The sequence below is a fragment of the Desulfoscipio gibsoniae DSM 7213 genome, from assembly GCF_000233715.2.
Classification (GTDB): Bacteria; Bacillota; Desulfotomaculia; order Desulfotomaculales; family Desulfallaceae; genus Sporotomaculum; species Sporotomaculum gibsoniae.
The window spans coordinates 3,901,944-3,927,961 of record NC_021184.1; the positions used below are offsets into that span (position 1 = coordinate 3,901,944).

The window sequence follows — 26,018 nt, forward strand, 5'->3', positions numbered from 1 at the left end:
CTCATCCTTTCTGATTGTTTTTTTACACTTCTAGAAAAGAACTACTAATTTTCCCCAGTAATACAGGGTACTGGGAGTCCTTGCCCACAGGGGTGCATAAAGATCCGCTGTCGCCAAAGTTCTGGTGGTATAGGTAGTACAGTTATTAGTCATAAGGTCAAAGACATTAGAGCCGGTATTATAAACCAAATTCCTGGGCACTCTTGGAATGGTGACCGTGTCAACATTGCGACCGTGGAATGGTACCCCACGAGGAGGATTTCCAAATCCCCGCCCCGGCCAAATATCAGACCAATTACCTCCGTCCTGGGCAATCATGGAATGCCTCAGTTTCTGTGTTTTGGGGCCGGCCAAGCCTATATGCACGTTATGGTTTTCCCCATTGGTATGAAGAGTTTTCAAATTGCGTCCGGCACCTACCAGCCCGAATACGGCTGAAGAGACACCGCCTATAACAGCACCGATTACCATGCTTTGGACCCAGTTTTCTGTAAAACTCTTTCCGTGGACGAGATTTAAGCAGCCGTTTGTTATTACTCCGTCGGCACCACCGATCACAACGCCTATCCCAACTTCCAGGACAATATTGGTGGCGGCGGCGCTCATACCAAACATTGTAAAGCCTGCAGGTATTGCCATACCGGACAAAGCTGTTAGACTGGCAAAGGCTCCCGCCAGACCGGCAGTGATGAGCCAATCCTTATAGTCAAACTCACCTTTTATAGCAGAGCTTATACCATAAAAGACACTGCCGATCCCTGCACCCAATAAAAAGGTGCCGCCGAACATAACAAGTCCGGCTCCCAGGGGAGAGGCAATACCTGCGGAAGCAACCGTAAGGACCGCACCCGCAACAACAAGTAAAATACCTCCTGTGATTGCCGCAAAAACACCCCACGACCAACCGCCGTCAGGGTCCATATAGTTGACCCAGTCGGAGCCGCCATAAATGTAAGGGCTGGCATACTGCCTGTCGGGATCGATGGAATAAAACCTTCCCACCGTTGGGTCATACCACCTGGAATGCATTTGATACAAACCGGTGTCCTTATCCCGCAATTGCCCGGTAAATCCAAAGCTGATCAATCCTTTTGCCTGTGGTTCTTCGTAGACATGACCCAAATACTCGCCAAAAATCTGGTAATTGTAAGAAGCACACAAACCTCGACCGTCGTATATCCCCCTTACAGAGGACTGGTAATCCTTAACCAAATAGTAGGATTTACCATTCTCCACCAGGGAAAATACGCCGCCGACACCTGCCAGGCAGCAAGAGCGCTTCCCTGTCTTTTGCTCCGTTTGAACAAATAAGTTCCCCTTCACGTTATGGACATTAGTTTTTATCATGTCCTGTGACACCTCTGCTACCTTTCGGCCATCACCTCCATATAAAAACTGTGTATTGATTTGTTTGGTTTCCGAAACCAGGGAGGATACATACTGCAGAGCTTTATCATATTGCAAAGTAAGCCCCTTGGCCTTGGTGACGCTTCCAAATTCGTTATATTGAAAACTGTCGGCGCCTCGGGAAACCAGCATATTACTGCCGCTTTGATAACCCATTTCCTGTTCATTTTCTTTGCGCATATTGCTGTTATTGTCATAGGCCAATTGATTTGAAGCACTTAAGCTGAACTTATTCCCCATTGAATTGACAGCAGACAACAGCCGCCCCAGTCCATCGTAGTCATATTCCATGCGGTATTCTTTTAAAAAGCCGGGACCGGCCTTGGAATTTAAGAATTTGTTGCTTACAGCTTTTATCTTGCCTGAATAAATGGCTTTATCGTCAGTGTCATAATAGCTGATCTGCTGGTCAAAAAATGGATCCTTGATAGAACAAAGCCAATCTGCACTGTTATAGGAATAATTCCGCAGAAGCTGATTGGGCTCACCGGGCAGGAAGGTTTCCGTACTCAGCTTTCCGGACGGATTATAGGTGTATGCCGCTATGCATTTTCCCCCGGAGTACACTTCCTTTAGCTGCCCCTGGGTATTATAAACATAGCTCATTTCCTCTTTGTTATCTGCCTGCTGTTTCACGGGGTTCCCCTTGCGGTCGTACACCGCCGTCAAAACATTCTCCTGTCCCAAGACCTTTTGCTTGCGCATAATCATATTGCCGTCGGAATCATAGTCGAATTCTTCTTCGACAATATGGTCCTCGCTGCCGTTATAAGTAAGAGTTTTCCAAAGCCTGCCCAGCAGGTTTCTATTATCACCAGTTCCGTCATAATAGTTTTTCCGTGCCCACTGGCTGTTCTCAGGACGGAAAGCAGGATCATCGGCCTTTTCCTGCAGCACAGCCTCATCCCATACGCCGCTGCAGCTTCCGATTTCCGTAAGGTTCCCCCTGTCATCGAACATCTGGTACACATAGTAACCGTGCTTACTTCCCGCGGCATCCTGGGTGAAACGCAGTTTGCCCTGACTGTTATATGCGAGCCTGGTCGTGCCTGTATCCACATCCGTCCGTTCCACGATTCGTCCAAAGAAGTCGTAACGGATCCGGCTTACAAACTTTTCACGCTCGCTTGGACTAAGGTTTGAGTCATAGTAGTTGGGATACTTAATAAGAACCTGATGGCCGAAGTCGTCATATTCATAGGTTGTAAGGTTCTGAGTACCGTCTTTTTCGGAAACCTTCCAGTCAGCCAGTTTATTATCCAGCTTGTCCTTAACGGTATAAGTACTGAGACCATCCCCGTCTTTCACCAGATTTACAAAATACTGGCCTCCCGGCAGATTTATGTTCCCGCCAAAAATCTGATTCAAGTTGGTGAAATAGTCCATTGTCACCGGATGCTGTGATAAAACCGGACCGGGTTGCCTTAATTCTTTGGGCAGGGGCTTGGGTGAAATTGTGGTTTTCGTTCTACTGTAGGGGAAACCCCCGTCCTCCGGATAGGCTTCGGCCGCTTCCCCCTTCAACTGTCCTGTATCCCAATTAAAATCGGTTATGAAACCACTGCGATAGCCCCACAATTCATTTTTGGCTTCCACAGCCTTTGTCAGGACTGAGGCTTGCCCAAGAGGAGAATATACCGGCATCATTGTCAGTACACCATCCTCAGTTATACTCTGGTCCTGCAGAGTTTTACCAACATAATCCTGGTAAGTTATCTTTACGGCAGGTTCCGGGGCATACATCAGATAGTTGAGCTGAAGCTTATTATTGCTTTCTATTTTGATGGGCTGTGGATCACTTTTCCCGGTCTTGTTGCTGAAGAGCACGGCCCCGTTGCACAGAAAAGTAAATCTCTCTCCAAACTGTATCAGAGTATAATCCGAATCCGCTTTTTCGTTCATTTTGACCGTCTCGATCAATGTGCCCCCGATGTGAAGCTCCCAGCTGTCCAAGTTGCGATGAAGCTTAAGCCCCCTGGCGGATAAGCTGATATCCTGGCAGGTATTCAGCTTTGTTCCAAACATGAACACATAGTTTGTGCCGGTATTTTCCCGCATTTGGAGACCCTTTTCGGTAACGGCCCAATATTTCAAATAATCATCGCCGCGATTGAAATCAGTAAACTGACCCCCGTTGGGAAATTCCGCCGTCAGCGTAAAGTCCGGCCCTTTTACGGTATTTTGATTGACTCCATTACCGGTGTTATAAAACACACTGGCTTTTAGAGGGTTCTGGGCATCCGTAAGCTCCATGATCGGGCGTTGGATCACATCATGCAGAACATAACTGCCATCCCGCCTGTTGCGGTGCTTTCCGATGGTGAGCATGAAACTATTGTAAACATAGGCTTCGGCATCACACAGCATTGGAGTCACAAACAGCGCATCCACCAGGATCTTCCCGCTGCTATTGGCCGGGACGATTCGGATATCTACTTTTCCGGGTACACTTCCAAGGTCAACGACTTTGTAAAAAATTTTCCAATGGTTTTGTGTATCTTCAAGAGGCACAAAGGTATCCCCGAAATAAACGCCGGAACCCTCCACGCTGCCTGAGGTCTTCAACGCACAGGAAATCATGTATTTTCCACTGCCGCTTTTAATTGAAAAGGTAATACCGCAGCCTTTGTTCAACCAGCAACAGCGGTTCCCGCCATAGAACTCTCCGGTCTCAAACATGAGATTCTTCTCCACGGTTTTATCTACCGGACTCCATAGATCGTTTTGCTCATAGGATTCAAAACCGCAGTAGAACACTTCACCGGGGCCGGCATTTTTAAAGTGGGCCACAGGATAGCCTTGCAGGCGGTCATAAATAATGGTAGTAACCGTACCATCCAAGGCTCTTTGGGAAACAATACTGCCGTTTTTCAGGCGGCTGGTAACTTCATTGGTTTTCAGCCATCCTTTTTGGGATCCGTTAAATTGGAAATTGGGATCCTCTTTTCCTGTATATGCATAGGTATTGCTCTCACCCCAATTGCCAAATCCATCCTGGACCCATTCCTTGGCTGTAGCCTCCAGCACAAGGTTTTTGGTATCGTTTCGCTTTGTGGTGGAAACCACAGCGGACACATAATTCCGTTTCTTGAATTCCGGATACACTTCCCAGGCATACTTAAAATTCTGGGAGATACGGGTCTGCTCTCCCTTATGGTTGGTGTTGATTTTGGTAACTTTTTTCTTCTGGCCAAAAACAGTCTCATATTCCGTTTCGATTTCCTCACTGACACAAAGCCATTCACCGCTTGCATCCTCAGAATAGGGCTTCAGATATATCTCCTGCACAACTTTATGGGGCAAAATGCAAAAGCCGTTGGTATCTATGGCCTTCAGGTAATTGACATCACGGTTTGTCATGTTCCCCTGGTCATCAAACAGGGTCGTGCAATAGAGCTGCCCGGCGAAAAAACTGTAATAATCGCGGGCGTTGCAAAATTCCGAATTGGGAGGATACACCGCTTCGGGGTTTGAGGGATTTAAACCGTTGAAATAGATGTACTCCGTTGAGCCGTATTCCCCGGTTTGGGCAGCCTGGTTCACCTTTACGCGGGAGTATTGGGGGACTTCCCCTGAAAACATTGCATTACTGAGCTTGTAACTCAAATAAAAGCTCTGCTCATCAAAGCCGGTATCCAAGGTAACCTGATTCAGGTAGTTTATATCAATTTTTAGAGAATAATCTCTGTTCACGATTTTGTGCAGGGTTATTGTCCGGGCTGTGGCCATCTTGTCACCCGTGTAGGTAGTAAAAGAATACAGGCCCACGTTTGGAAAGGTATCATCCTTTGAGAAAAATGTCTGGTTATCCACCTTCACCTGCTTGTAGAATTCATTGTTTCTGAAAAATACAGCATAAGTGTCTCTGCTGTTCTGAAGCTGGTACATTAAAAAACCGCTGCTCAAGGCTATACTGCTGCCGTCTGTACGGTCCGGTAATGTGTAGATCAGCTTCCAGCTTTCGTCAGGCTGCCGGGTAAAGAGACCGCGTCCCAAGACTGCATAATCACCCAGTACACCAGGACGATAGATGGGCTCATCTCCGGGCAGTACACTGCTGACAGGAACACCGGATGAAGTCCATTGATTGGTGTAGGGGTCAAATCGCATAGCAACAAATCTCTGCTGGTTGTCAACCTGTTCCACTGCCAGGGCAAGGTCGGTTCCATAAGCGTAGGCATAGGCCGCCCCTTGTTTTACCTGCAGCAATGAGGTTTTGTTCCAGCGCCCGGGAGAGTAGCGGAAGATGTTTTCGGCAAGCCCCACGATACTGTCGCTGGTTATAGCTGTTAAAATAGGATTTTTGGTGCCCAACTTTTGTTCCGTAGTAAATACCTCGATTTCCTTTAAACGGAACAGCTCCTCCCAGCGCAGCAGGACTATTTTGCTGGTTACCGTGTCCTGGCTCTTCATGGCCACAAAGGTAGCCGCTGCCTGGCATGCTCCCACAGACCATACGGTATTCCATGAAGTGAGCTGCCAGTTGACTTCCAGTGGTATATCCTGTAAATATCCGTTTTTCCATTGGTGGTTGGCATCAATATAGAAGGACTGCAGGCGCATAGATTTTGCATTATCTCTGTAGAAAGCCCCCAGGATAAAATTTTCACCCCCGGATATGGCCTGCGCGTCAAAGCCCTCCACCGGCAGATCCTGGCGCTTCCATGTATTGGTCAGGTAATTGAATTGGTAAACAATAAGTGTATTTTGACTTTTTGGCTTAACAGCAAAAAATGTCCCTGAACACGTAAAGGCCGGTCTGGATCCCTCATTAAGCTGAATCACTTTTTCGTTGGTCCATTCCCCTTGTCTTAAAGAATTGTTTTTATACAGCCGGTAGCAATAGGTTCCCTGGTTGACCATTTTGTAGGACATGACGAAAAAGTCCGAGCCTAAATGGATCTGCACATCTTCTATTGTCTCTTTGGCAATATCCCTATCCTCGTAACTCTGCCATGCAACATTCCAGGTGTATACCCGGACAATATTCGTATTTTGGTTCTGGAATAGTACCACAGTATAATTCAAGGCGTGATAAACCGAGGCTGTGTATTCGGCGCCGGGTTTTGTAAACTCTACTTTCGGACTGCCGGCCGGCAAAGTGTCATTTTTATATGAATACCGGTATTTTTGACCGTAAGGGTAGGTGACCTGAAGAAGTGCGCCGGGATTTGGATTCTGCCGGTTGGTTTCATATTCGAATTTCATGGAAGGCACGGAGACCATGTTTGCGTCTTTATAGCAGACTTGAGTTGCAGAGGTGAGAAAACGTTTTTTATAAAGCTGCCCTTTTTGAAAGATATCATAAAAATCATATCCCAGCTGCTGGACATATAATAGCTGTCCTTCCCTGTTTTTAACTTGAATGCTGTCAATGAATTTATTTTCACAGTTGAACTGGTAAGGGTTTTTGCTGCCTTTGGAGGAATGGGGCCAGACACACTCAAAAGCTTCCTTATCCTTATATACGATTTCTGCTGTCTCTCCGAAAGTACTAACTACTTTAATAAGACGTATGGCCCGGGTATAGGAGCAGTCGCCGATTTGGGCTTCTTCCTTCTCATAAGTGTAGGCAATACTGTTTCCGGCAAAGCTTTTCACGCTTGTCAGGCTCCAGCCTACGGGAAAAGCTTCCCCTCCGTTGGAGGAAGCAGCACCCACCCAGTTATCCCAATGGATTCGGGTCTCAATGGCGGAATCATCGCCCCCATAGACCCAGACAGTGCCGTTTTCCTTGTGTATTTCCCACCGGCTTTCCTTTGAGGCATTAAAATAGTAGAATTTCCAGTAAGGGTGTTCTACGGAATAAAAGCTTATGGCGTCTCCCTCTGCTCCCAACCGGTACAAGGGATAAACCCCGCCTTCGGCAACCAAATAAAAGGAGGAGTCAAAGCTTTCTTTTACGAGCCTGTTCTTTACAATGATGCGGGGAACCTCCATACTCCATCCAAGCCCCAGGGTAGAGCTTTCAAATTCCCTGTTGCTGTTTTCCACCATATTTTTCACATTGCTCTGGTAGGAGGCTACAACACTAACCTGAAGGTCATCCTGGGAATCCATAGACACTAAGAACAGAGGAAAGGCTACGGCACCCTTGTACAAATTAGTGGTTTTCATAATATGGTTCTCTTGGGAACTGCCTTGCTGTGCTAAACGAAACGGATCAACGTTCAAATGATCTCATCCTTTCTTATCTCAGTAACTATCCAAAAAAAAATACCAGTTAAGTTATTATTCGGATCCTTTTCCTTAAAATTAACTCCTGTAGAAAAAAAATTGTGCCAACCATCATCAATCATTAGTTGCATTAGTGTTTGCCCGCGTTCGACAGTACCTAGGTACAAAAAAGCCGCAACAAGGCTATTTACCTTTCTTAAAAAAACATGTTGTTGTCAACGATATTAATTCATTATAAAAGAAACAACTTATAGGTTATGAATAATGGGCATTTGCTGTCCACGTCACTCTTTGTTTTTACTGTCGTAAAATCTCACTGTCCTTATATTTCTTTTGCAGCTTGGTCGAGCTTTGCGAAACGACATATTGGGTTATATGGATAGAACAAAACCGCTAGCACGGTGGTATTAAAAGATTTTGGTCTTAGTAATAAAATGGAAATGCATGCTAATATGTGTCAGTTTTATTTTAAATAATTCCTTTTTAGAACATGTTTCCTTTATATTTCAAAAAACTTTTAAAAAAGTCTTGCATTATCTTACGACATCGCATAACATATGTTACATAACATATGTTATGCGAAAGGATGGATGTTATGGGACCCAAAACAAAATTTACAAAGGGGCAAATAATTGATGCAGCCTTTGAAATAGCTAAAACAGAAGGAATTGACAATGTAACCATGAGAAAAATCGCCCAAGAAATGGGCAGCTCCGTTGCTCCTATCTATGCGAATTTCCAGGACACCAATGAACTGATGGAAGCTTTAATAGGGAGGATTATCAGCGTTAGCCAACAGCTTTTTATCGAAGAAAGCACGGGGGACCCCTTCTATGATATGGGAAGGGCAAGTCTAAGGTTTGCCATGGAGTATAAGGTACTCTTCAGAGATTTAGTTATGAAAAATAATTGCTACATGAAAAGCTATGATGAAAAAATGATACCAGTTTTAATTGAAGAGATGAAAAAGGACCCCGAGATGGAAGGTTTCACAGTGGACGAGTTAAAAACAATATTATTGAAAATGAGGATATTTCAATTAGGACTTTCGGTAATGGTTGCCAACGACTTACTGCCAAATAACTATGATAAGCAAGACTTGATAGATATCTTATCAAGTACGGCTAATGATGTGATCCTGTCAGCCAGACTTAGTAAAAATCAATTGAAATAGGAAATTGAAATGGAGTAATAAAATGTTTAAAAGAATTAAATATCTTACCTTCGTTGGCTTTTTGATATTCTATGTTTTGACCTTATCAACAACTGTTGCTTCTGCAAGTAATATTCAAGATACCAGCTTAGAAGACTTTTTTGACAATACAATGAATTTTAAGATAGATAAATATCATATTCCAAATGCGACAGTATCGGTTGTGAAGGATGGTGAAATTGTATATAAGAAAGGATTCGGCTTGGCGGATATTGAGAATAATATCCCGGTTGATGCCGATACCACCCTTTTTCGTATTGGTTCCACTTCCAAATTGATTACATGGACTGCGGTGATGCAGCTTGTTGAAGCTGGCAAGCTGGATCTAAACACAGATATAAATGCATATTTAGATTTTGAAATATCACCACAGCTTCAAAAACCCCTCCAGAAAACTATAGCAAAACCGATAACAATGACCCATTTGATGACCCACACCCCTGGCTTTGAAGATTATCCTGACATGCTTTTCAGACTTTCGGCAGATGAACTTATGCCTCTGAATGAATATGTACGGAACTACCTGCCTGCAAGGATATTTCCCGCTGGTGAAGTTGCTGCCTATTCAAATTATGGTACTGCTTTGGCAGGTTATATTGTAGAAAGATTATCTGGCATGCCCTTTTCAGATTATGTTGAAAAAAATATTTTCACGCCTTTGAATATGAATAACAGTACCTACCGGCAACCTCCAACGCTGGATTCGCCGGCCCTTATCGCCAAACCCTACAGATTTATTAATGGGTCATATACTGAAGCAAGTTCCGAATATATCATGCTCGACCCGGCAGGTAGTATGAGCAGTACCGCCTCAGATATGGCCAATTTCATGATAGCCCATTTATCTGGTGGCGCTTATAGCGAAGGACAAATCCTTAAGGAAGAAACCGTAAAAGAAATGCATGAGCAGCACTTTACCTATGATCCGACGTTGGGAGGTATGACTCTTGGATTCATGGAGGGGGTCTTTAATGACAAAGAGGTACTTTTTCATGGTGGGAGTACTATGCTCTATAACGCAGGTCTTTACTTGGTGCCGGAAGTGAATACAGGAATTTTTATTTCCTACAGTGGTGGTAATTTGCTTCTCCATTCCGAGGTTTTTCAAGAGTTTATGGATTTTTACTATCCAATTAAAGCTGAAATAAAGGGAGTACCTGACGAAGGCAGCCGGGAAAGGGCTAATAAGTTTATAGGTGAATACCAGATGAACCGGAGAAGTGTTACAACTGATGAGAAAATTGTCGGCATTTTAGCTGGGGGTGTTATTAATGTTAATGTGAATGAGGATGGATATCTCCTGGTAACTAATGGCGGAGAAACAAATAAATTTATTGAAATTGAGTCCGGTGTCTATCAGAATCTCAGAGAAGGAAGAACCCAGGATGCCTTTGGCCAGTTTCATAAAATTATATTTAAAACAGATCCTTTTGGCAAAATAATGTTAACCACCGATGGACCCATGACATATTCGAAAGCTCCATTTTATTCAACTATGAGCTTTACAGCATTAGCCGCAATAATCATAATGCTAATCATATTTATTTCGCTTACTTACTGGATAATTATAAAGATTTTGGGGTTGTTCAGACGGAGAAAGAATAAGAACTCTGAGTTTTCTGTCATTGCCTCTTGGGTTGGAATTTGTACCAGTATCATCATCCTGATTTTATTCGCCAACATATTTTCTTCAGGCATTGATCCTGTATACCAATTGCCAAAAGAAGCATACATGCCTGCAGAAGGAAATCCGTTACTTGATTTTATACCAACACTTATGTGGATTTTTAGTTGTCTACTGGTGCTTTTTACAGTGATTGTATGGAAAAAGGGAATTGGGAGGCGGATTGCCCAAGTTCATTACAGCATATTTACTTTGGCAGTTCTGGGATTGATGTGGCTAATCAGTTATTGGAATATATTTAATTAGTGCTGCTGAATGGTGGTGTGAAAAAATCTCTGCAAACAGAAAGCGGGGTGAAAATAATATAAGACTAAACAAATTGGGATGGCAAGTGATAGTAATATGGGAATGTCAATTAAAGATAAGAAGGGAGGCCCAACATGAAATATGTCTTACCCTTTCATTTTGTATTTGAGCCTATGATTAGGCTTGCAGTTATTAGCTTTAAAGAGGATGAGGAATTTGAAGACTTTGAGCCGCAATTCTTTGATGATCCGATAAATGGTAGAGGGATTCGCCTTCTACGCTATCGGAAGAATGGAAAAGTTGATGTCTATTACGAATCTGGTATCAATCACGATGAAAGTTTTAGCGTTGGTGCAGGAATTGCTGACTTGAAGATGACACATTTTGAGAAAAACTTTTTTGAAGTTACGAAAAATGGGTTGCAGGTTCATCTGATTTTCACAGATAAACAAGGTAGGAAGAATGAGTTAAAAGTGATTGAAACAAGTAAACGTAAGCGTCCCGTACCCTTATTAGCTCCAATTGGAGGAAGAATCGAAACCCCTCAGAAGCTTTTTTTTGTTTATATGTATGATATAGATTTTGCGTACAGAAAAACTACACAGATTCACTGTTCACTAGATGAACGGGTCCTTGAACCTGCGACACTCCCTCTTTTGATGAACGGACAGCGCACATACTTGACAAGATATTGTTCTAAACTAACCATAGTAGCTCTCAATTCCAATGGTTCAAAGCCCTTATGTTTTGATGCAATACCTGGCAAAATAGTAATACATGATGAAACAGAAATCCACTGTGATGCACAAGGAAAAATTAATCAAATACAAATCGGGCAGGGTATGTATAGCGCAAAGCTACATTTTCCCGGTGGATTCCCGAATCTGCTAGAATTACCTGAAAGTGAGTGCATAAAAGGCTCTTTTGATATATATATATCCTCGAATAAAATCACCGAAGGCCAATACCAGCTTATGAAAATTGCAGAGCAGGTCCATGTCGAACTGAACCAATTTAAGAAATGGCATCCAGGCAGATATCCTCTAGCCTATAAATTGTTGGTTACATTCGTAAAAATATTTAAGAACTGGCCAACCAAATACAGCTGGAAAGGCAAAGTGGAATTAAAAGAGCCCTCATTGATGGATGGGCAGTGGCAGAATAGGTTGGATAAAAACGCTTAAGTAGTTTGTTAAAATCCAAGGAGCGTAAGAAAACAACTTTTCCTCCGACCAGGCCGATAAGGTCATCATGGAGCGCATATGCCGTTGATTAATGGGGAAGTCACCCTTTAACAGCCCGATCAATGCTTCCATTAACTCCATGCCCTTTTGTTGATTATGGTTTAATGGCAATTTGAGGCCAGTTGGCCCGCGCATTTGGTTAACACCCAACCGCAGCACCCCCTATCCCTTTTGCCGATATACGACCCGCACAGCTATTTCATCCTGTAAGCCCATAATTTCCAGAATACTTTTGCTGATATAAATTATGCCCAGCTCACCTATTTCTGCAATATCCTCGGTAAAACGGATTTTTTTAGTTGTCTCCTTTTCGTATACAAATCTGGTTACATACCCGCCGGTCGGAAAATCGCTTTTTTTCGGTGCCAGCTGTACGATAATTTCATCGCTGATGTTCATTTTATCCACTAATGAAAGGGGCAGGTACAGCTTGCCAATGCGGTCCATATTATCTCTAAAGCAAACTTTACGTTTAGTTGTTTTAAATAAACGCATAATAAACTCAATTGTATTTTTTCTCGGCATATTGGTTACACCTTTACTGTGAATTGAAACTCTACTTTTCCGTCTTGTCCAAGTGCTAAAAATGCATTAAAACTTTTACCGGCTTTTGATTTAAAACCCTTAATTAAAGCGGTTTTACCGCTTGTTAATAATTTCTGGGCCTGCTGAACGCTAATGCGTTTACCGGCTATCTCTTTCCGAATAACGAATTTACAGCCCTCCTTATAGCCGCTGCAACTATAGCTTTTGGATGTTTCGGTTACTTCTTTGCCGCATATTGGACACTGGCCCAGGCTTACTTTTTTACCGCTATTGTTTTCGATGAACAAGAATTCCACCTTGCCGTTATTAATTTGTAATGCAGCCTCAAACTTTTTGCCGGCTTTAGAGGTAAAGCCCTTTATGATACCGGTTTTGCCTTTTTTCAGCAGTGTTTTAGCCTGACTTTGGGTGATACTTTTACCGGCAATTTCTTTCCATATAATAAACTTACAGCCTTCTTTGTAACCACTGCAGCCGTAGCCTTTTTTGCCCTCTATCACTGCCTTGCCACAAAGAGGACAGTTGCCTAACGCTTCACGCCTTGTTTGGACCTGATTGCTGGCTGCCTGGCTGCGGGCTAATTCAACTATCTCACCGGTTAACTGTTTAATGCCGTTCATAAATTCCCCGGGTTTAGCCGTTCCGGCTTCTATATCGGCCAGTGTTTTTTCCCATTGGCCGGTAAGCTCCGGGTTTTTGATTATTTCCGGTACCAGGTCGATTAGTGTTTCACCTTTTGTGGTGGGAACTAAAGTTTTCTTGTGGCGCTCAATGTAACCCACCTTGAGAAGGCGCTCAATGATAGCCGCCCTGGTAGCCGGGGTACCCAGGCCGTGCCCTTTCATTGCCGCTTTCAGCTCCCGGTCTTCCACCAGCCGACCGGCCCCTTCCATGACTGCCAGCAGGCTGGCTTCAGTATAGCGTTTGGGAGGCTTTGTTTCTTTTTCCCTGATTTCTGTTTTGGTAGTTTGAACTGTTTCACCCCTGGCCAATTCGGGTATTACACCGCTATCTTCACCTTCATCGGGGTCATTTTTTACGCTTTCGTACACCGTTTTCCAACCTTTGTCCAGTTCCACTCTACCGGTAGTAAGGAACGTTTCACCGGCGGTTTCGGTTATCACTTTAGTTTGTTTATACCTGGCTGGCGGAAAGAAAATAGCCAGGAACCGGCGTGCCACCAGGTCATATATCTTACGTTCGTCCGGTGGCAGATTGGACAAAACCGGCTTGATATCCGTGGGTATAAGCGCTGTATGGTCGCTTACTTTACCGTCATCTACATAACGCTTACCCAGGGTGTTAGCCGCCTTTGCGGTGACATTATTATATGGCTCATATTCGGTAACGCTGGCCAATGCGGACAGGCGGCCGGGAATGGTTTTAGCCAGTTCCCTTGTTAAGTGGCGGCTGTCTGTACGGGGATAAGTTAACAACTTCCTGGTCTCGTACAGAGATTGGGCCAGTTCTAATGTCCTGGCTGCCGCCAGACCATATTTTTTATTGGCCTCCTTTTGCAGGTCGTTAAGGTTAAACAAAAGCGGCGGGAGCTCTGCTACCTCTTTTTCCTCCACCTCCAGCACATGGGCCGGCTGGTTATTAACCCTTGCTTGCACCGCCTGGGCAGCCTGTAGGGCATGGAACCGGTTTTGCTCGCCGTTAAACCACCTGCCGGTGTATGCCTGTCCGTTGCTTTTAGTAAACTCGGCATATAGTTCCCAGTAGGGCTCGGGTACAAAGTTCTTTATTTCGCGTTCCCGGTTGACAATGAGTGCCAGGGTGGGAGTTTGCACCCGGCCAATGGATAATAATGTGTTGTGCTTTACCGTAAACGACCGGGTGGCGTTAATACCAATCAGCCAATCCGCTTGGCTGCGGGCTTCTGCAGCTGCTGCCAGGTTATTAAACTGCTCACCGGGCTTAAGTTCCGCAAAACCCCGCTGCACCGCTGCCGGAGTGGTTTCCGATAACCAGAGCCGCATAAAAGGTTTTTTACAACCGGTAAGGCGGTAAATATAGCGAAAGATAAGTTCACCTTCCCGCCCGGCGTCGGTGGCACAGACAAGCTGCCCGACGTCGGATCTGTTAACCAGTTGCTTAACGATTTTAAACTGCTTTATTGTCTTCGGGTTGGTTTTAAGTTTAAAATTAGCTGGCATTATTGGCAGCGCATCCAGGGTCCATTTTTTTAGCTGAACGTCATAATCCTCCGGTTCAGCCAACCCTACCAGATGACCGATAGCCCAAGAGACTATGTACTCGTCATTTTCCAGGTAGCCGTCTTTTTTCTGGAAGCTGCCAAGCACTGCGGCCAAGTCGCGGGCCACCGATGGTTTTTCGGCAAGTATAAATTTTTTCATCCGTTCTCACCATCCTTTTGTTTAGGACATATACAAAGACTTGATTAATTCCTTTTTGCCTTGATCCTTGTTTTTCCCCGGTTTGGGACTTGCTCTATTAGTGTATTTGCTACTGTTTTTCAATAAATCCTCTCGAACCACTAAAACCGAGAAGAGGCATGCTTTGGTAGAGTATAAAACCGGAAAAATAATTTTTGACCAAATAGAGGGAAAACAAAGGTTGCCATATTTTCGGGAGGTGACCCCTGACCCAATCGTTAATACCAGCAGTAAAAATTATGATAAATCTTCCATAGACCGACTGGTTTTTACCAATGGAGATCCGAAAAACCAAAAGTTTAATCAAGTAGGACTCATGAATCCTCAAGACGGTGAATATTTAATTTCCTTTTATAAAAAACAACTGAAAAATACGTTGGAAGCTGTGGAGATAAGTGGTGAGAACTTTTTTAGCCAAGCTTGAAAGCGCCATTATCATCATCCTTTCAATCTAATTTTAACTATGTATAAACAAAGAGGTAATCTCTGTTCTTTTCTAACTTAAAGGCACAATCAATGGCTCCTTTTATGTTTCCCAATGCCTCTTTTTCAGTCTTGCACTGAGTAGTGACCCTCCCTCAATTACTTATTTTAACATATTTAATAAAGCTTTATAATAAGGTTGGGTGCGTGAAATAAAAGAAGGATTTCAGTAGTTATTGTCAAATAATGGTCTTTGGTTTCTAGGACATTTTTCATCGCCTGTTCATAGTTTTCCAAATTGCCATAGGATGGTTTTTAATATTCTCCAACATTTCACCACTGAATAATAGCTCTGGTTTATAATTTCCTTGAAAAAACTGCTGCAGATACTCTTTTTGCTCTGGTATAACAACTATCGTACTTGATAGGAACTCCTTAACTTCAGATTTAGCATAATCTAAATCAAGGCGCTCACTTTTTACTAACATAGGATACAAATCTTGGTAAACCGTTCTCTTTGTAAGCTCGTTTACCCGGTTGGGGGAAAAATTTAATTTAGCCTGGTCACCAGATATAGAGCCGTAAAAAACCACAGCTTTACAATAAAGATCATAATCTTCTTCAGAAATAATGCTGTATCTTTTCACATTATATAAATCGTAAAAGTCCCTTGCTGCTAAACGGTTAAATAATGCTGCTGTTTTGGAAGCTGTCAGCTCGATGCCGTTTAATGTCCTTACTTCGCCTAATTCACCAAATAAACTTGTATGTATTTTCCGCTTAACTATTGGCAATATATGATGCCTTAATGAGTAGTTAACCTCAATTTTTATGTTATCATGATTCCCTGCATTGTTTTGGTAACCGATTACAATTGACTCTAAAGCAAAGTGATCTTTTGATTTTTGAGAAACGGTATACCCTTCTCTATTTAAATACGCTTGAAACAACTCTTTTACCTTTATCCTATCTTTAAGCACCGTTTCCCGGTCATCATAGGAGTGGAAATCAAAATCTAAATCAACGGATAGCCTAGGTAAATTAAAAATAGTGAGATTTAAAGCGGTCCCACCTTTTAAAACCAATCTATCTCTTAAAAAAGCATTGCTATTTGTATATTCAAGTATGGTTGTCAGACGATGAACCTTCTCAATTACATCTTTGTGAAATCCTGACTTTTCGGACAATGCAAGATAATATTTTCTATCCGCGTTAAACAAATAAATCACCTTTTTCTTCAAAAGTCTCCGGAACAATTAGCCCCCAACGTTTGATTAACACACCGCCGCTACGGGCCTCTTCACTCAAATATTTTTTCGTATTCCCGGTCCTTTTTTCCATCAAACTCAATAATTCATTGGTTATCCCAAGTGATTGCTGATGGCGCTCCAAGAAATACCCTGCCTTTTTATATAGGACCTTTTTATTATGGGCTTCTAAATATTTAAGCAGCTTTTCATTATCAAGGACAGGGCATATTTTTAATATTTCATCTAACTCATGAGGTCCACCACAATAATCTGTTCTGTCTATGGAATCAACAACCGTTCTTTCGATGTCTGTAAACTTGATTTTTTCATTGGAGCGATAGCAGGCAACCCCTTCATCGATTCCTTTACCCACATACTTGTATAAAATACCTTCAAATTCAAAGTCAGATATTTTGCTATCCGATGCTATATATACCACAAAGCTTACCTGGTGGGATAATCCATGCACATCAAAAGCCGAATTATATGTCAGGTAGGCACTTTTATTTATCTTGCTGCCGATCAAATAGCGATTGGCAGGGGCATCTCTATGTTCTAGGTTTACAGCACAGTATAAATTTCTGCGCACCCGCTTAACAAGGCCTTTCTTTACGTATGAGTTTAAGAGAACCTTGGCGTTTCCTGTGCTTCCCACTACTTTTTGAGCTTCCTCGAAGTTAAACACTTCAAGCTTTAAAAAATCCTCATAATACTTCATCTTCATCACCAGTTCCTTAAATTCCCCTTAAGTTAATACTATTATTAACTTTCCAGAGATATTTGATACACCATTATATCCCTGGTTCCTTATTTTATCAATTGGTTAATAAAAATATTAACTTTTTAGCGCAAATAGGATCTAGCCGTTTTAATATAAAAAACCCCGGAGTCTTTTTGGTTGACTTTTACACCTTCTAAGGACTCCTTCTTCCAGCGGTTAACCACACTGACGTGTACTACCGAGGCAATTTCGTTCAATGTGGCGTATTTTTTAGGGCTTTAAAACGATCTACAATTTTTACTCTGGTGACCACTTATACCCTGCCAAACGTATCGTATTTCCTGAGTCCATTATCTTTCAGGGTGGTTAATGTTAAACTTGAGTTAGAACAATAAGCCCGACATTATAGAGGCGATAAAAACAAAAAAGCCGAGGATATAGTTCCTCAGCTTTTTTGGAAAAATCTAGAGGCGACACCCGGATTTGTTACAAAGCCGTAGAACTTAGTCCCAGGAAATATTGCAAGTTAGCGGCCCATATAAAAAAGTGACCTCTTCCCCTCACTAAAGTGAGAAGTATCCGGGGCAACCCGAAGCGCTTGCTCTTGGTTCAATTCGGTCTGTTCAAACACCGGATCTCTCTTTTGCTTTTTTCTGAGAACACAAAAAAACTCTTACCCTCTTTATAAGGGTAAGGGCTAACTTCACTTCTAAATTTTAGTTTTCCAATTCTTTCTTTAGTTCCAATACGGTCTCCATGGATAGTCCGGTTATTTCTGCCACGTCATTCACAGAGAAGCCCTTTTCAAAGCAATTTTTACAACCTCAATTTTGCCTTCAAGCTTGCCTTCGAGTTTGCCTCTCGTTTGACCTTCTTTAATTCCTTTTTCCATTCCCCTTGCTTCAGCCGCCCTTTGCATCTCGTCCAGCGTCCGCTCAATGTTGGTGATCATTTTTTCCACCTCCCGGGGCTCAGTTTCATCCAGTATACGTTCAATTTCCTTCTGCAGTGATCCTGGCAATTTGCGTTTGATGACATTCCTCAGCCACACTGTTATTTGCCGGAATTGTTCCCGGTCCATTTCTTTCAATACGTCGGCCAACTTCCTAAGACGAGACATTAATTCACGGGGGTCCACAGTCTAGATTATTTCGGTTCCGCCCAACCCGGTGAGATAAAGCCGTATGCTTCTTTGCGCTAGCTTTTTAAACATATTAACGGTCCAGTGATAAATAAATTTTTTCAAAAAGTTATTTTATTTGGAACCTTCCCTTGACAAATATAGTCCTTTTTAATAAAGGATCGCATCCAGGAGGTTGATAATTTGCATGAATAATGGCAATTGGGAAACAACTTACCAGAACCGAGGCAGGCCAACTGATTAACATAGAATACAAAAATTGAAAGGAGCATGCATGAGAAAGAAACTTATATTTATATCAATCATTGTATTACTTGTCCTAACCTTTGGGGTAATCTTTGAAATCACGCATTATCCGCGCATTATCAGAAGTGCTTACCTAACCAATCCCATGATTTTGGCCAAAGCTATATACTATCAGAATTTTCCCGGTCCGGGGAAAAGTGCTTGGGAAGTTGTAGTCAACATCCTTCACGAGGAAGATAATAGTGCAGCCAAGGTGAAGGATGTCAAACTATTATACCTTGATAATTCTTTACGGGCTGATAAGATAATTCGGGATCGTTATTTGTCTTTACTTTCGAAGTTGGTTGTAAGAACCGAAGAAAATCTATTCTGGGAGTATAAAACCGAGAAGAGGCATGCTTTGGTAGAGTATAAAACCGGAAAAATAATTTTTGACCAAATAGAGGGAAAACAAAGGTTGCCATATTTTCGGGAGGTGACCCCTGACCCAATCGTTAATACCAGCAGTAAAAATTATGATAAATCTTCCATAGACCGACTGGTTTTTACCAATGGAGATCCGAAAAACCAAAAGTTTAATCAAGTAGGACTCATGAATCCTCAAGACGGTGAATATTTAATTACCTTTTATAAAAAACAACTGAAAAATACGTTGGAAGCTGTAGAGATAAGTGGTGAGAACTTTATTAGCCAAGCTGAACATGGTCTTAAAAAAAACCAAGGACTTTCCTCAGATAAAAATTATCTTTTACCTATATACCTTGAACAAGCTTTATTTAGGGATAAACCAGCCTGGATTTTGATTTATGCCTGGGAGAATAAAGAGGCTTTCCGCCCAGAGATGCAGGGAGGTCTATTTCTTAATCATAGGGCAGTTGTAGTTTTATCTCAATATGAGTTAAAAACTCTTTATACCAACAGGTGCAAGTAAAGAAAAAAACGTATCCAATACGCCCTTTTTAGGTCAACATGTAGAACCGGTTTTGCAAATAGTTGCTCTTTTTTTGTGGAGTTTTGGTTTCTAGTGGATTATTTTAACATATATGCCGGGCTTACGTTTGAATTTTTTTATAAATTTCCCCTTGAAAAAGAGGGTTCCTCAGGTTTCCCGAAAATATCTGAGACGACAGTTTCTTAAACCCATACAATGTTATAGCAAGTTAGACTTTCAACTTAGGCAGGCAATTACAGGGGAGCGGGATTATAGTTATTAATCTACTTTCTTATTAATACGAGATTAAAGCTTATTATATATATCGCCCCTCGGACCAACTACAAGTACTATAACAATATGGCCTTTTTCATTAATTTCATACACTGCACGATAGTTGCCGATGCGCAGCCGATATAGTCCTTCTAGATGACCAGTTAATTGTTTTGCTCCTGGCAAATGATAAGGATCAGCCTTCAGTAACTCAATCTTGTCAAGTATTCGGGTTGTCGTGTTTTTGTCAAGCTTAGATAAAAATTTGGCTGTTCTTTTGGAGAGGCGGAGACTATACATCGAATTTTTTTCGAAACTCATCAAAATCCACCCACTCTCCAAGGGCCACTTCTTGCCGGGCAGTTTTTATTTCGGCAATTTCTTCTTCGGTAAAGTGGTCTTCATAAAGTGGTAGTAGTTTTTCATTAAGCAAGGTCTTAAATAACTCGGTTTTTTCAGCTTGTGAGAAAGTTTTTATTTGTTCAATAACCTGTCTTACCCTTGAAAGCGCCATTATCATCACCCTTTCAATCTAATTTTAACTATGTATAAACAAAGAGGTAATCTCTGTTCTTTTCTAACTTAAAGACACAATTCAATGACTTCTTTTATGTTTCCCAATGCCTTTTTTTCAGTCTTGCACTAAGTAGTGACCCCTCCCTCAATTACTTATTTTAACATATTTAATAAAGCTTTATAATAAGGTTGGATGCGTGAAATAAAAGAAGGATTTCTGAGAACATCAAAAGGCCCTTACCCCTCTTTTTAAAGGTGCGGGTAAGGGCTAACTTCACTACTAATATTAGTTTTCCTATTCTTTCTTTAGTTCCAATACGGTCTCAATGGATAGTCCGGTTATTTCTACCACGTCATTCACAGAATGCAACATGCCCTTGACCCGTTTTATCAGGGGTAAAGGCCAAACTCACTTCTCGCTTTAGTTTTCTAGATCTTTCTTTAGTTCCATTATGGTCTCCAGGGACAGTCCGGTTATTTTACAGATAATATCAACATTTAAACCTTCTCTTAATGCAGCTCTGGCTGTTTCGACTTTACCTTCAAGTTTGCCTTTTGTTTGACCTTTTTCCATTCCCCTTGCTTCAGCCGCCCTTTGCATCTCGTCCAGCGTCCGCTCAATGTTGGTGATCATTTTTTCCACCTCCCGGGGCTCGGTTTTATCTAGTATACGTTCAATTTCCTTCTGCAGTGATCCTGGCAATTTGCGCTTTATTACGTTCCTCAGCCACACTGTTATTTGCCGGAATTGTTCCTGGTCCATTTCTTTCAATACGTCGGCCAAATTCCTGAGACGAGACACTAATTCACGGGGGTCCACAGTCTGATCCAGGTAGAATACGCTGGACACCACGTTGGCTGCCCGGTGCAGGTCTTCCTCGCTATAGCGAACTACATCAAATAGGATGTAGGAAAAGTCAAGTAAACGTCCGGAAAGTTGTTCGTGTCCCGACTGGTACTCTCTAAAGCTTTGGTGGGCCGTCCAGCCTTTCTTGCCGTTATAGAGAACGGCGGGCACGATGGGCGGTAGTTTGAAATTCTTGCGTCTCCGTTCCTTTTCCGAGGTATTTTTGTAGATGTCCCGCCATATCTCAACCATGTATTGCAGCAAACGAAAGGGCATGGTATGGTCTACGGTTGACTGCAGTTCTAAGAGTATGTAGAAGATTATATCGGTTCCGCCCAGCCGCATTCTGTACACTATGTCAGCCTCTTTGTCGCTAAAGTCCTGCGATACGAAGGACTTGTTGACCAGCGTCAGGTCACCCTCTTTTATTTCACGCACCCAGCCCTCTACCACGAAGGTCTGTAGCAGTTCCAGGAAGGTCTTTTTGTTAGTCAGTAGCTGCCTGTATCCTTTGTCGTGGGGGTGATGGGGCGGGTTTTGTGCCACTTTTCCTCGGTCTGGCAATTTGTTCACTTCCTTACTGGTATTATATCATGGGATTAACCGGGTCAACAGGGGATTGGAGAATACAGTTCTAGCTGGATGTAGTTTTAGGTGTTTTTGCCACATCATCTAAATCATTTATAGAGCAATAAAAAAACAAAAAAGCCGAGGATATTGTTCCTCAGCTTTCCTGGAAAAATATGGAGGAAGCACCCGGTTTTGTTATAAAGCCGTGGAACTTAGCCCCAGGAAATATTGCTGGTTAGCGGCCCGTATGGAAAAGTAGAATATAATTATAATTCTGCTCAATATAGTAAAAAATTTTATCTCGGCAATCACTTGGCCTGCTTGCATATCGGTACTCACCTTAACCGACAAAATTATAACCGAACTCATTACCATTGGTGTTGATGACTATATTTCCGTTGCATAGATATAATTAAAAAGGCTCAAAGCTTCCGACGCGACTATTTTATGCACTATAATTTGAATTATTACTACTTTAGCATTCTTCGGTGAGCACAGAAAGAGAATAACTATATGATTGGTTCTCATTTGGGTAGCAATGGGTCATTAGGGACGCTTGAGTTCTTGCTCTGCTTTGTAGATTTTAATCTGACAAACTTCTAGCCACGCACTCGTATAAGAGGCGTCTTGTATTCTGTTTTCGGTAGGGAGTCAGGTGCAACAAGATTTACTTCAATCCTTGCACTCAATAATTCCCTGACTTTTTGTTCTATTTCTTGCTTTAAAGCTGGTAAATTTTCTTCTAAGCTTATTACTTCAATATCTACAGGTATTGCTGTATCAAATCGGACTTGATGAGCGTTTTCTTTGACAATTTGTAGATGCCCGGTAAGAAAAGGCTCAAAGTGCTTAAGTACCACATCACGAATTGCTGAAGGAAATACATTCATTGCCTTATATACCAACATATCGTCAACCCGCCCAATACAACGGATCCTAGGAGAAGTCCTTCCACAATTACAGGTTACCCCTTCAACACGAATTAAATCTGCGGACCGGTACCTCAAAACAGGTGTCGCTTCCCTCCGGATGGTGGTATAAACCGCCTCCCCGCATACTCCCGGTTCCCACGGCAGATGGTTCCCTGTTGTAGGGTCAATTAATTCAACCATAACGTACTTCTGAGCAGTAAAATGCATACCCGACTCTTCTTCACACTCGGCCCACATACCGGGCAAAACATCTGATAAACCCATTATTTCGCGTACCGTTGCTGCATTCCAGATCTCCTTAACCTTACGGCGGATTGATTCTTCACCAAGCCCCGGCTCACCTCCACCCAACACTTTAAGCACCCCTAGTTCCTTTGCCTCAAGGCCCGTTACTTCTTGGAAGTGTTCTCCAAGAAAACGGTCAAAAGACGTAGTTCCTACCAAAGCAGTGCAATGAAGGTGCTTCAAAGTTTTTATCGTTCTGGGGGTACTACCCTGGCCTCCGGCCCAAACCCCGGTGGCACCGATATGCCTGATACCTTCAAAGTAAGGGCTTCCGCCGGCGAATATGGGGGTACCCACAACGTGTCCTACAACATCTTCCTTACGTATCCCGGCCGTAAAGAAAAAGGTTGCAATTGAATCCCTCCAGTTATCGAGATCATCTCGCGTGACCCCGTAATAAACAGGGCGTCCGGAGGTGCCTGAAGACGAAACCACCTGGACAATATTTTCAGTTGGGGCTACTTGAAAAAGACCCAGTGGATTATTTCTGTCTGAGTTTTCTTGAGCAGACCGTAAATCGTCTTTGGTCAACAGGGGTATTTTCAACAAAGAGTCAATGGTTTTAATATCTTCCGAATTAACTAATTTAAGACGATCCCTGTAAAATTCAGAGTTGTTTTTAACATACTCAATCAACTTTTTTACTTCATTCAACCAGTATGACTGTATTTCAGGCCATACCATTGTTTCAAATTCCGGGTTCCAGTATTGTGCCACATTATCTCCTCCCAAAAGGATAACAATTCAGTAAAGTTCAAAATTTAAGATTTATCTGATACTGATGCTGTTGTATCCTCCACATAATTTTCCATATTAATTTGAATGTCCCACAATGGCGGAGCACCTTTTTCAGCAACTTCAACATCGAGCATCGTATAGCAATTGGGGCAATAATACTCATAATAAACATGCATCCCCATCGTTGGTCTTATCCCTGGCAGACTTGCCGGATCTTTTTCAGCTCTGGGTGCATAATCTTTGTAATTTTCTTTTGCGTCACACAAAACATGACCACATTTTAAGCATTTTATTTTCTTGTTATCATTTATTTCTAAATATTGATGAATCCGCATTATTTCTCCTCCTTCTATAACGTGGCCAGGGTTTTACGCTTTTCTTTCGCTTTCCTTCGTGCAGCTTTGGTGGCTTCATAATCTACTTTATTGGATTTCGGATCCAAAACAACACAATATATTTCCAGCGCAGCCCTATCGGATATATAGCCATCTTCCAAATCGATTTTTACCAGCTCGGGATCACGATCGAGTGGATCACCAATCCCGCCTCCAGCAACCTGGCCGTCCACTGCCCAGATGCTGCCGTCGGGGTGCGGCGCACACGGACTTTGCGGGGGCTGCTCCTGGACGGCATCAGGGAATATATTATATACATCTTCCAGGGTGTAAGGCACTTCGCCCTTGGCAAATCTCTCAAAAGAATTTATATTACGGGCAGTAATAGTTTTCGTACTGCAAGCTGGGTATGCACCACACATGGAAGGAGTCGTTGAAACCTGACTGCCCTGGCCGATATTTCCTACAACCAGTGCCGGGGTGTTATGCGCAACCTGACAGTAAGATAACCCTGCGCCGCCCCTGTACATGCCGGGACCGCCGGAATCCTTCGCTTCTCTTCGCCATAAGTACATCATAGGGTTAACCATTTCATTTGTTTCAACGTCAGCTACGTTGGATTCCAGGTTCATTTCAGCAGCTCCTGTGTTTACCCCGTCACGATCGATTCCGGCTCCCGTACCTCCGGCAAAACAATCAAAAAACATGCTTCCAGTTGAAATACCATATTGATTAACACCGCCGAAGAAAGGTAGGATCATGTTAGTTGACCAGCCGGAATTTATATCTTGATGGTATTTCCTTCTGGTATAAAACATTTTGGCAAACAATTCAGTTAAACCGGTGGAAACGCTGCAGCCCGGGTAAGGCGGGCACATACAGCAGGGAGATAGCGAGCCAACATTTACCATGGAACCTTCCGGTGCAATAATTTTTATCGGCTTCATGAGACCATAATTCAACATGGGTTCATAGAATAACTGACTGGCAATAGCCACAAAGCAACTACCAATTAAACCCGGTAACATACAGTTGATCGGTCCAGTATTTTCCGGTGATGTTCCTGTAAAGTCAAGAATTAGTTCATCGTCTTTTTTGGTTACAGCTATTTGAATTTTCCAATGTTTATAATCCACAGCGTCATGATCACCGTGCATTACAATCCTCCATGTCCCGTCTTGCAACTCTCTTAGTTTAGCCCGGGCTAATTCTTCCGACTGGTCGATCATACCTTGAAGGACTTCTTTTACCGTATCAATTCCATATCTTTCAACCATTTCAGTCATACGGGCCTTGCCAATATTTAACCCGGCAACTTTAGCATGCTGATCAAGCATAACATAACCAGGGTCGCGTACCGATCTTTTTATCGTGTTGACAACAGATGGAACTAGCTTTCCGTTAATACCGATTCGCACTCCCTGGAGACGAAAACCCTCATGCACGAGGCTGCGGGAACTTGGAGGCATCCCGCCTGGTTCTATGGCACCGGTTTCAGGAGTGTGGGTCAGTGAACCCAGCCACCCATATAATTCTCCCTTATAAAATAACGGCATCAAAATAGCCTGGTCCGCCGCGTGAATCCCACCTACGGCAGGATCGTTATAGTAAAACATGTCTCCATCATGGATACCCGGAAACTCCTTTTCTTCCTCAATAATTTTTTGAACAAATCCCTGAGAACCGACCGTATGCAGCATAAGCCCGCAGGCAGTAACTGATGTATATCCTTCTGCCGTGTAAGCTGCAAACAGACACTCGCCGGCCTCGCAAACAACGGGTGAACCGGAAACCCTCATCACACCTTGCCTGGCTTCGTTCATAATTGAATATATTCTGTGTGACAGTATTTCAAATTCAACTGGGCTTAACTTCCCCATATCGTTAGACCTCC

General features: G+C 42.7%; 18 protein-coding genes. 5 read left to right on the top strand and 13 right to left on the bottom strand.

The features are described 5' to 3' along the window. Positions 1-30: 30 nt before the first annotated feature. Positions 31-7,581: an RHS repeat-associated core domain-containing protein gene (locus DESGI_RS18355; protein ID WP_006520569.1), complete on the bottom strand. Its 7,551-nt coding sequence runs from the start codon at positions 7,579-7,581 to the stop codon at positions 31-33. 598 nt (positions 7,582-8,179) lie between these two features. Here DESGI_RS18355 and DESGI_RS18360 point away from each other — a divergent pair. From DESGI_RS18360 to DESGI_RS18370, 3 genes are all read left to right on the top strand, one after another. Beyond that, positions 8,180-8,758 (top strand): TetR/AcrR family transcriptional regulator, encoded by a 579-nt coding sequence (locus tag DESGI_RS18360; RefSeq protein WP_006520570.1) that lies wholly within the window; start codon positions 8,180-8,182, stop codon positions 8,756-8,758. Positions 8,759-8,780: 22 nt separating this feature from the next. Further along, on the top strand, positions 8,781-10,727 hold the full coding sequence (locus tag DESGI_RS18365) for a serine hydrolase domain-containing protein (RefSeq protein WP_006520571.1): 1,947 nt from the start codon (positions 8,781-8,783) through the stop codon (positions 10,725-10,727). Between the two features lie 134 nt (positions 10,728-10,861). After that, a complete protein-coding gene (locus DESGI_RS18370; protein ID WP_006520572.1) occupies positions 10,862-11,911 on the top strand; it encodes a hypothetical protein in 1,050 nt (349 codons plus the stop codon). Here the strand turns inward: DESGI_RS18370 and DESGI_RS24040 are convergent. The 3 genes from DESGI_RS24040 to DESGI_RS18380 are packed head-to-tail and all read right to left on the bottom strand — an operon-like array spanning position 11,864 to position 14,877. Beyond that, complete coding sequence (locus DESGI_RS24040; RefSeq protein WP_006520573.1) at positions 11,864-12,121, bottom strand: hypothetical protein; 258 nt, start codon at positions 12,119-12,121, stop codon at positions 11,864-11,866. The two genes, DESGI_RS18370 and DESGI_RS24040, sit on opposite strands and share 48 nt — an antisense overlap. Positions 12,122-12,133: 12 nt before the next feature. Beyond that, the gene (locus DESGI_RS18375) at positions 12,134-12,496 is read right to left on the bottom strand and encodes a hypothetical protein (RefSeq protein WP_006520574.1); all 363 of its coding nucleotides are present in this window, start codon (positions 12,494-12,496) and stop codon (positions 12,134-12,136) included. Between the two features lie 5 nt (positions 12,497-12,501). Continuing rightward, positions 12,502-14,877, bottom strand: a complete 2,376-nt coding sequence (locus DESGI_RS18380; protein ID WP_006520575.1) for a DNA topoisomerase III — start codon at positions 14,875-14,877, stop codon at positions 12,502-12,504. A 163-nt stretch (positions 14,878-15,040) separates the two neighbouring features. On the opposite strand from DESGI_RS18380, the gene DESGI_RS18385 reads away from it, so the two are divergent. Then, positions 15,041-15,340, top strand: coding sequence for a hypothetical protein (locus tag DESGI_RS18385; protein WP_006520576.1), 300 nt, complete (start codon positions 15,041-15,043; stop codon positions 15,338-15,340). A 271-nt stretch (positions 15,341-15,611) separates the two neighbouring features. Here the strand turns inward: DESGI_RS18385 and DESGI_RS18390 are convergent, their stop codons facing one another. From DESGI_RS18390 to DESGI_RS18400, 3 genes are all read right to left on the bottom strand, one after another. Beyond that, positions 15,612-16,559 carry a nucleotidyl transferase AbiEii/AbiGii toxin family protein gene (locus DESGI_RS18390; RefSeq protein WP_006520577.1) on the bottom strand — a complete coding sequence of 316 codons (948 nt, stop codon included), beginning with the start codon at positions 16,557-16,559 and terminating at the stop codon, positions 15,612-15,614. After that, positions 16,552-17,313, bottom strand: coding sequence for a type IV toxin-antitoxin system AbiEi family antitoxin domain-containing protein (locus DESGI_RS18395; protein WP_006520578.1), 762 nt, complete (start codon positions 17,311-17,313; stop codon positions 16,552-16,554). Before DESGI_RS18395 ends, DESGI_RS18390 begins: the two co-directional genes overlap by 8 nt. 784 nt (positions 17,314-18,097) lie before the next feature. Continuing rightward, entirely contained in the window at positions 18,098-18,400 is a 303-nt protein-coding gene (locus tag DESGI_RS18400) for an RpnC/YadD family protein (RefSeq protein ID WP_245561118.1), read from the bottom strand. A 325-nt stretch (positions 18,401-18,725) separates the two neighbouring features. Here DESGI_RS18400 and DESGI_RS18405 point away from each other — a divergent pair, with 325 nt between their 5' ends. Then, positions 18,726-19,628: a hypothetical protein gene (locus DESGI_RS18405; protein ID WP_006520580.1), complete on the top strand. Its 903-nt coding sequence runs from the start codon at positions 18,726-18,728 to the stop codon at positions 19,626-19,628. Positions 19,629-19,934: 306 nt separating this feature from the next. On the opposite strand, the gene DESGI_RS18410 is transcribed toward DESGI_RS18405, so the two are convergent. The 6 genes from DESGI_RS18410 to DESGI_RS18435 form a co-directional block, all read right to left on the bottom strand. Further along, complete coding sequence (locus DESGI_RS18410) at positions 19,935-20,222, bottom strand: type II toxin-antitoxin system RelE family toxin (protein ID WP_006520581.1); 288 nt, start codon at positions 20,220-20,222, stop codon at positions 19,935-19,937. After that, positions 20,194-20,415 carry a hypothetical protein gene (locus DESGI_RS18415; RefSeq protein WP_006520582.1) on the bottom strand — a complete coding sequence of 74 codons (222 nt, stop codon included), beginning with the start codon at positions 20,413-20,415 and terminating at the stop codon, positions 20,194-20,196. The genes DESGI_RS18410 and DESGI_RS18415 overlap by 29 nt, the downstream gene beginning before the upstream one ends. A gap of 423 nt (positions 20,416-20,838) precedes the next feature. Further along, complete coding sequence (locus DESGI_RS18420) at positions 20,839-21,828, bottom strand: Rpn family recombination-promoting nuclease/putative transposase (RefSeq protein WP_006520583.1); 990 nt, start codon at positions 21,826-21,828, stop codon at positions 20,839-20,841. Positions 21,829-22,433: 605 nt separating this feature from the next. After that, positions 22,434-23,768: a phenylacetate--CoA ligase family protein gene (locus tag DESGI_RS18425; RefSeq protein WP_006520584.1), complete on the bottom strand. Its 1,335-nt coding sequence runs from the start codon at positions 23,766-23,768 to the stop codon at positions 22,434-22,436. 44 nt (positions 23,769-23,812) lie between these two features. Further along, positions 23,813-24,124, bottom strand: coding sequence for an acetone carboxylase subunit gamma (locus DESGI_RS18430; RefSeq protein ID WP_006520585.1), 312 nt, complete (start codon positions 24,122-24,124; stop codon positions 23,813-23,815). 14 nt (positions 24,125-24,138) lie between these two features. Continuing rightward, positions 24,139-26,004, bottom strand: coding sequence for a hydantoinase B/oxoprolinase family protein (locus DESGI_RS18435; protein WP_006520586.1), 1,866 nt, complete (start codon positions 26,002-26,004; stop codon positions 24,139-24,141). Between the last annotated feature and the right edge of the window lie 14 nt (positions 26,005-26,018).

What these genes read in the sequence shown, in the direction of transcription:
- DESGI_RS18360 (WP_006520570.1), top strand. Translation starts at nt 8,180, where the DNA reads ATGGGACCCAAAACAAAATTTACAAAGGGGCAAATAATTGATGCAGCC.
- DESGI_RS18365 (WP_006520571.1), top strand. Translation starts at nt 8,781, where the DNA reads ATGTTTAAAAGAATTAAATATCTTACCTTCGTTGGCTTTTTGATATTC.
- DESGI_RS18370 (WP_006520572.1), top strand. Translation starts at nt 10,862, where the DNA reads ATGAAATATGTCTTACCCTTTCATTTTGTATTTGAGCCTATGATTAGG.
- DESGI_RS18375 (WP_006520574.1), bottom strand. Translation starts at nt 12,496, where the DNA reads ATGCCGAGAAAAAATACAATTGAGTTTATTATGCGTTTATTTAAAACA.
- DESGI_RS18380 (WP_006520575.1), bottom strand. Translation starts at nt 14,877, where the DNA reads ATGAAAAAATTTATACTTGCCGAAAAACCATCGGTGGCCCGCGACTTG.
- DESGI_RS18395 (WP_006520578.1), bottom strand. Translation starts at nt 17,313, where the DNA reads ATGAAGATGAAGTATTATGAGGATTTTTTAAAGCTTGAAGTGTTTAAC.
- DESGI_RS18405 (WP_006520580.1), top strand. Translation starts at nt 18,726, where the DNA reads ATGAGAAAGAAACTTATATTTATATCAATCATTGTATTACTTGTCCTA.
- DESGI_RS18410 (WP_006520581.1), bottom strand. Translation starts at nt 20,222, where the DNA reads ATGAGTTTCGAAAAAAATTCGATGTATAGTCTCCGCCTCTCCAAAAGA.
- DESGI_RS18415 (WP_006520582.1), bottom strand. Translation starts at nt 20,415, where the DNA reads ATGGCGCTTTCAAGGGTAAGACAGGTTATTGAACAAATAAAAACTTTC.
- DESGI_RS18430 (WP_006520585.1), bottom strand. Translation starts at nt 24,124, where the DNA reads ATGCGGATTCATCAATATTTAGAAATAAATGATAACAAGAAAATAAAA.
- DESGI_RS18435 (WP_006520586.1), bottom strand. Translation starts at nt 26,004, where the DNA reads ATGGGGAAGTTAAGCCCAGTTGAATTTGAAATACTGTCACACAGAATA.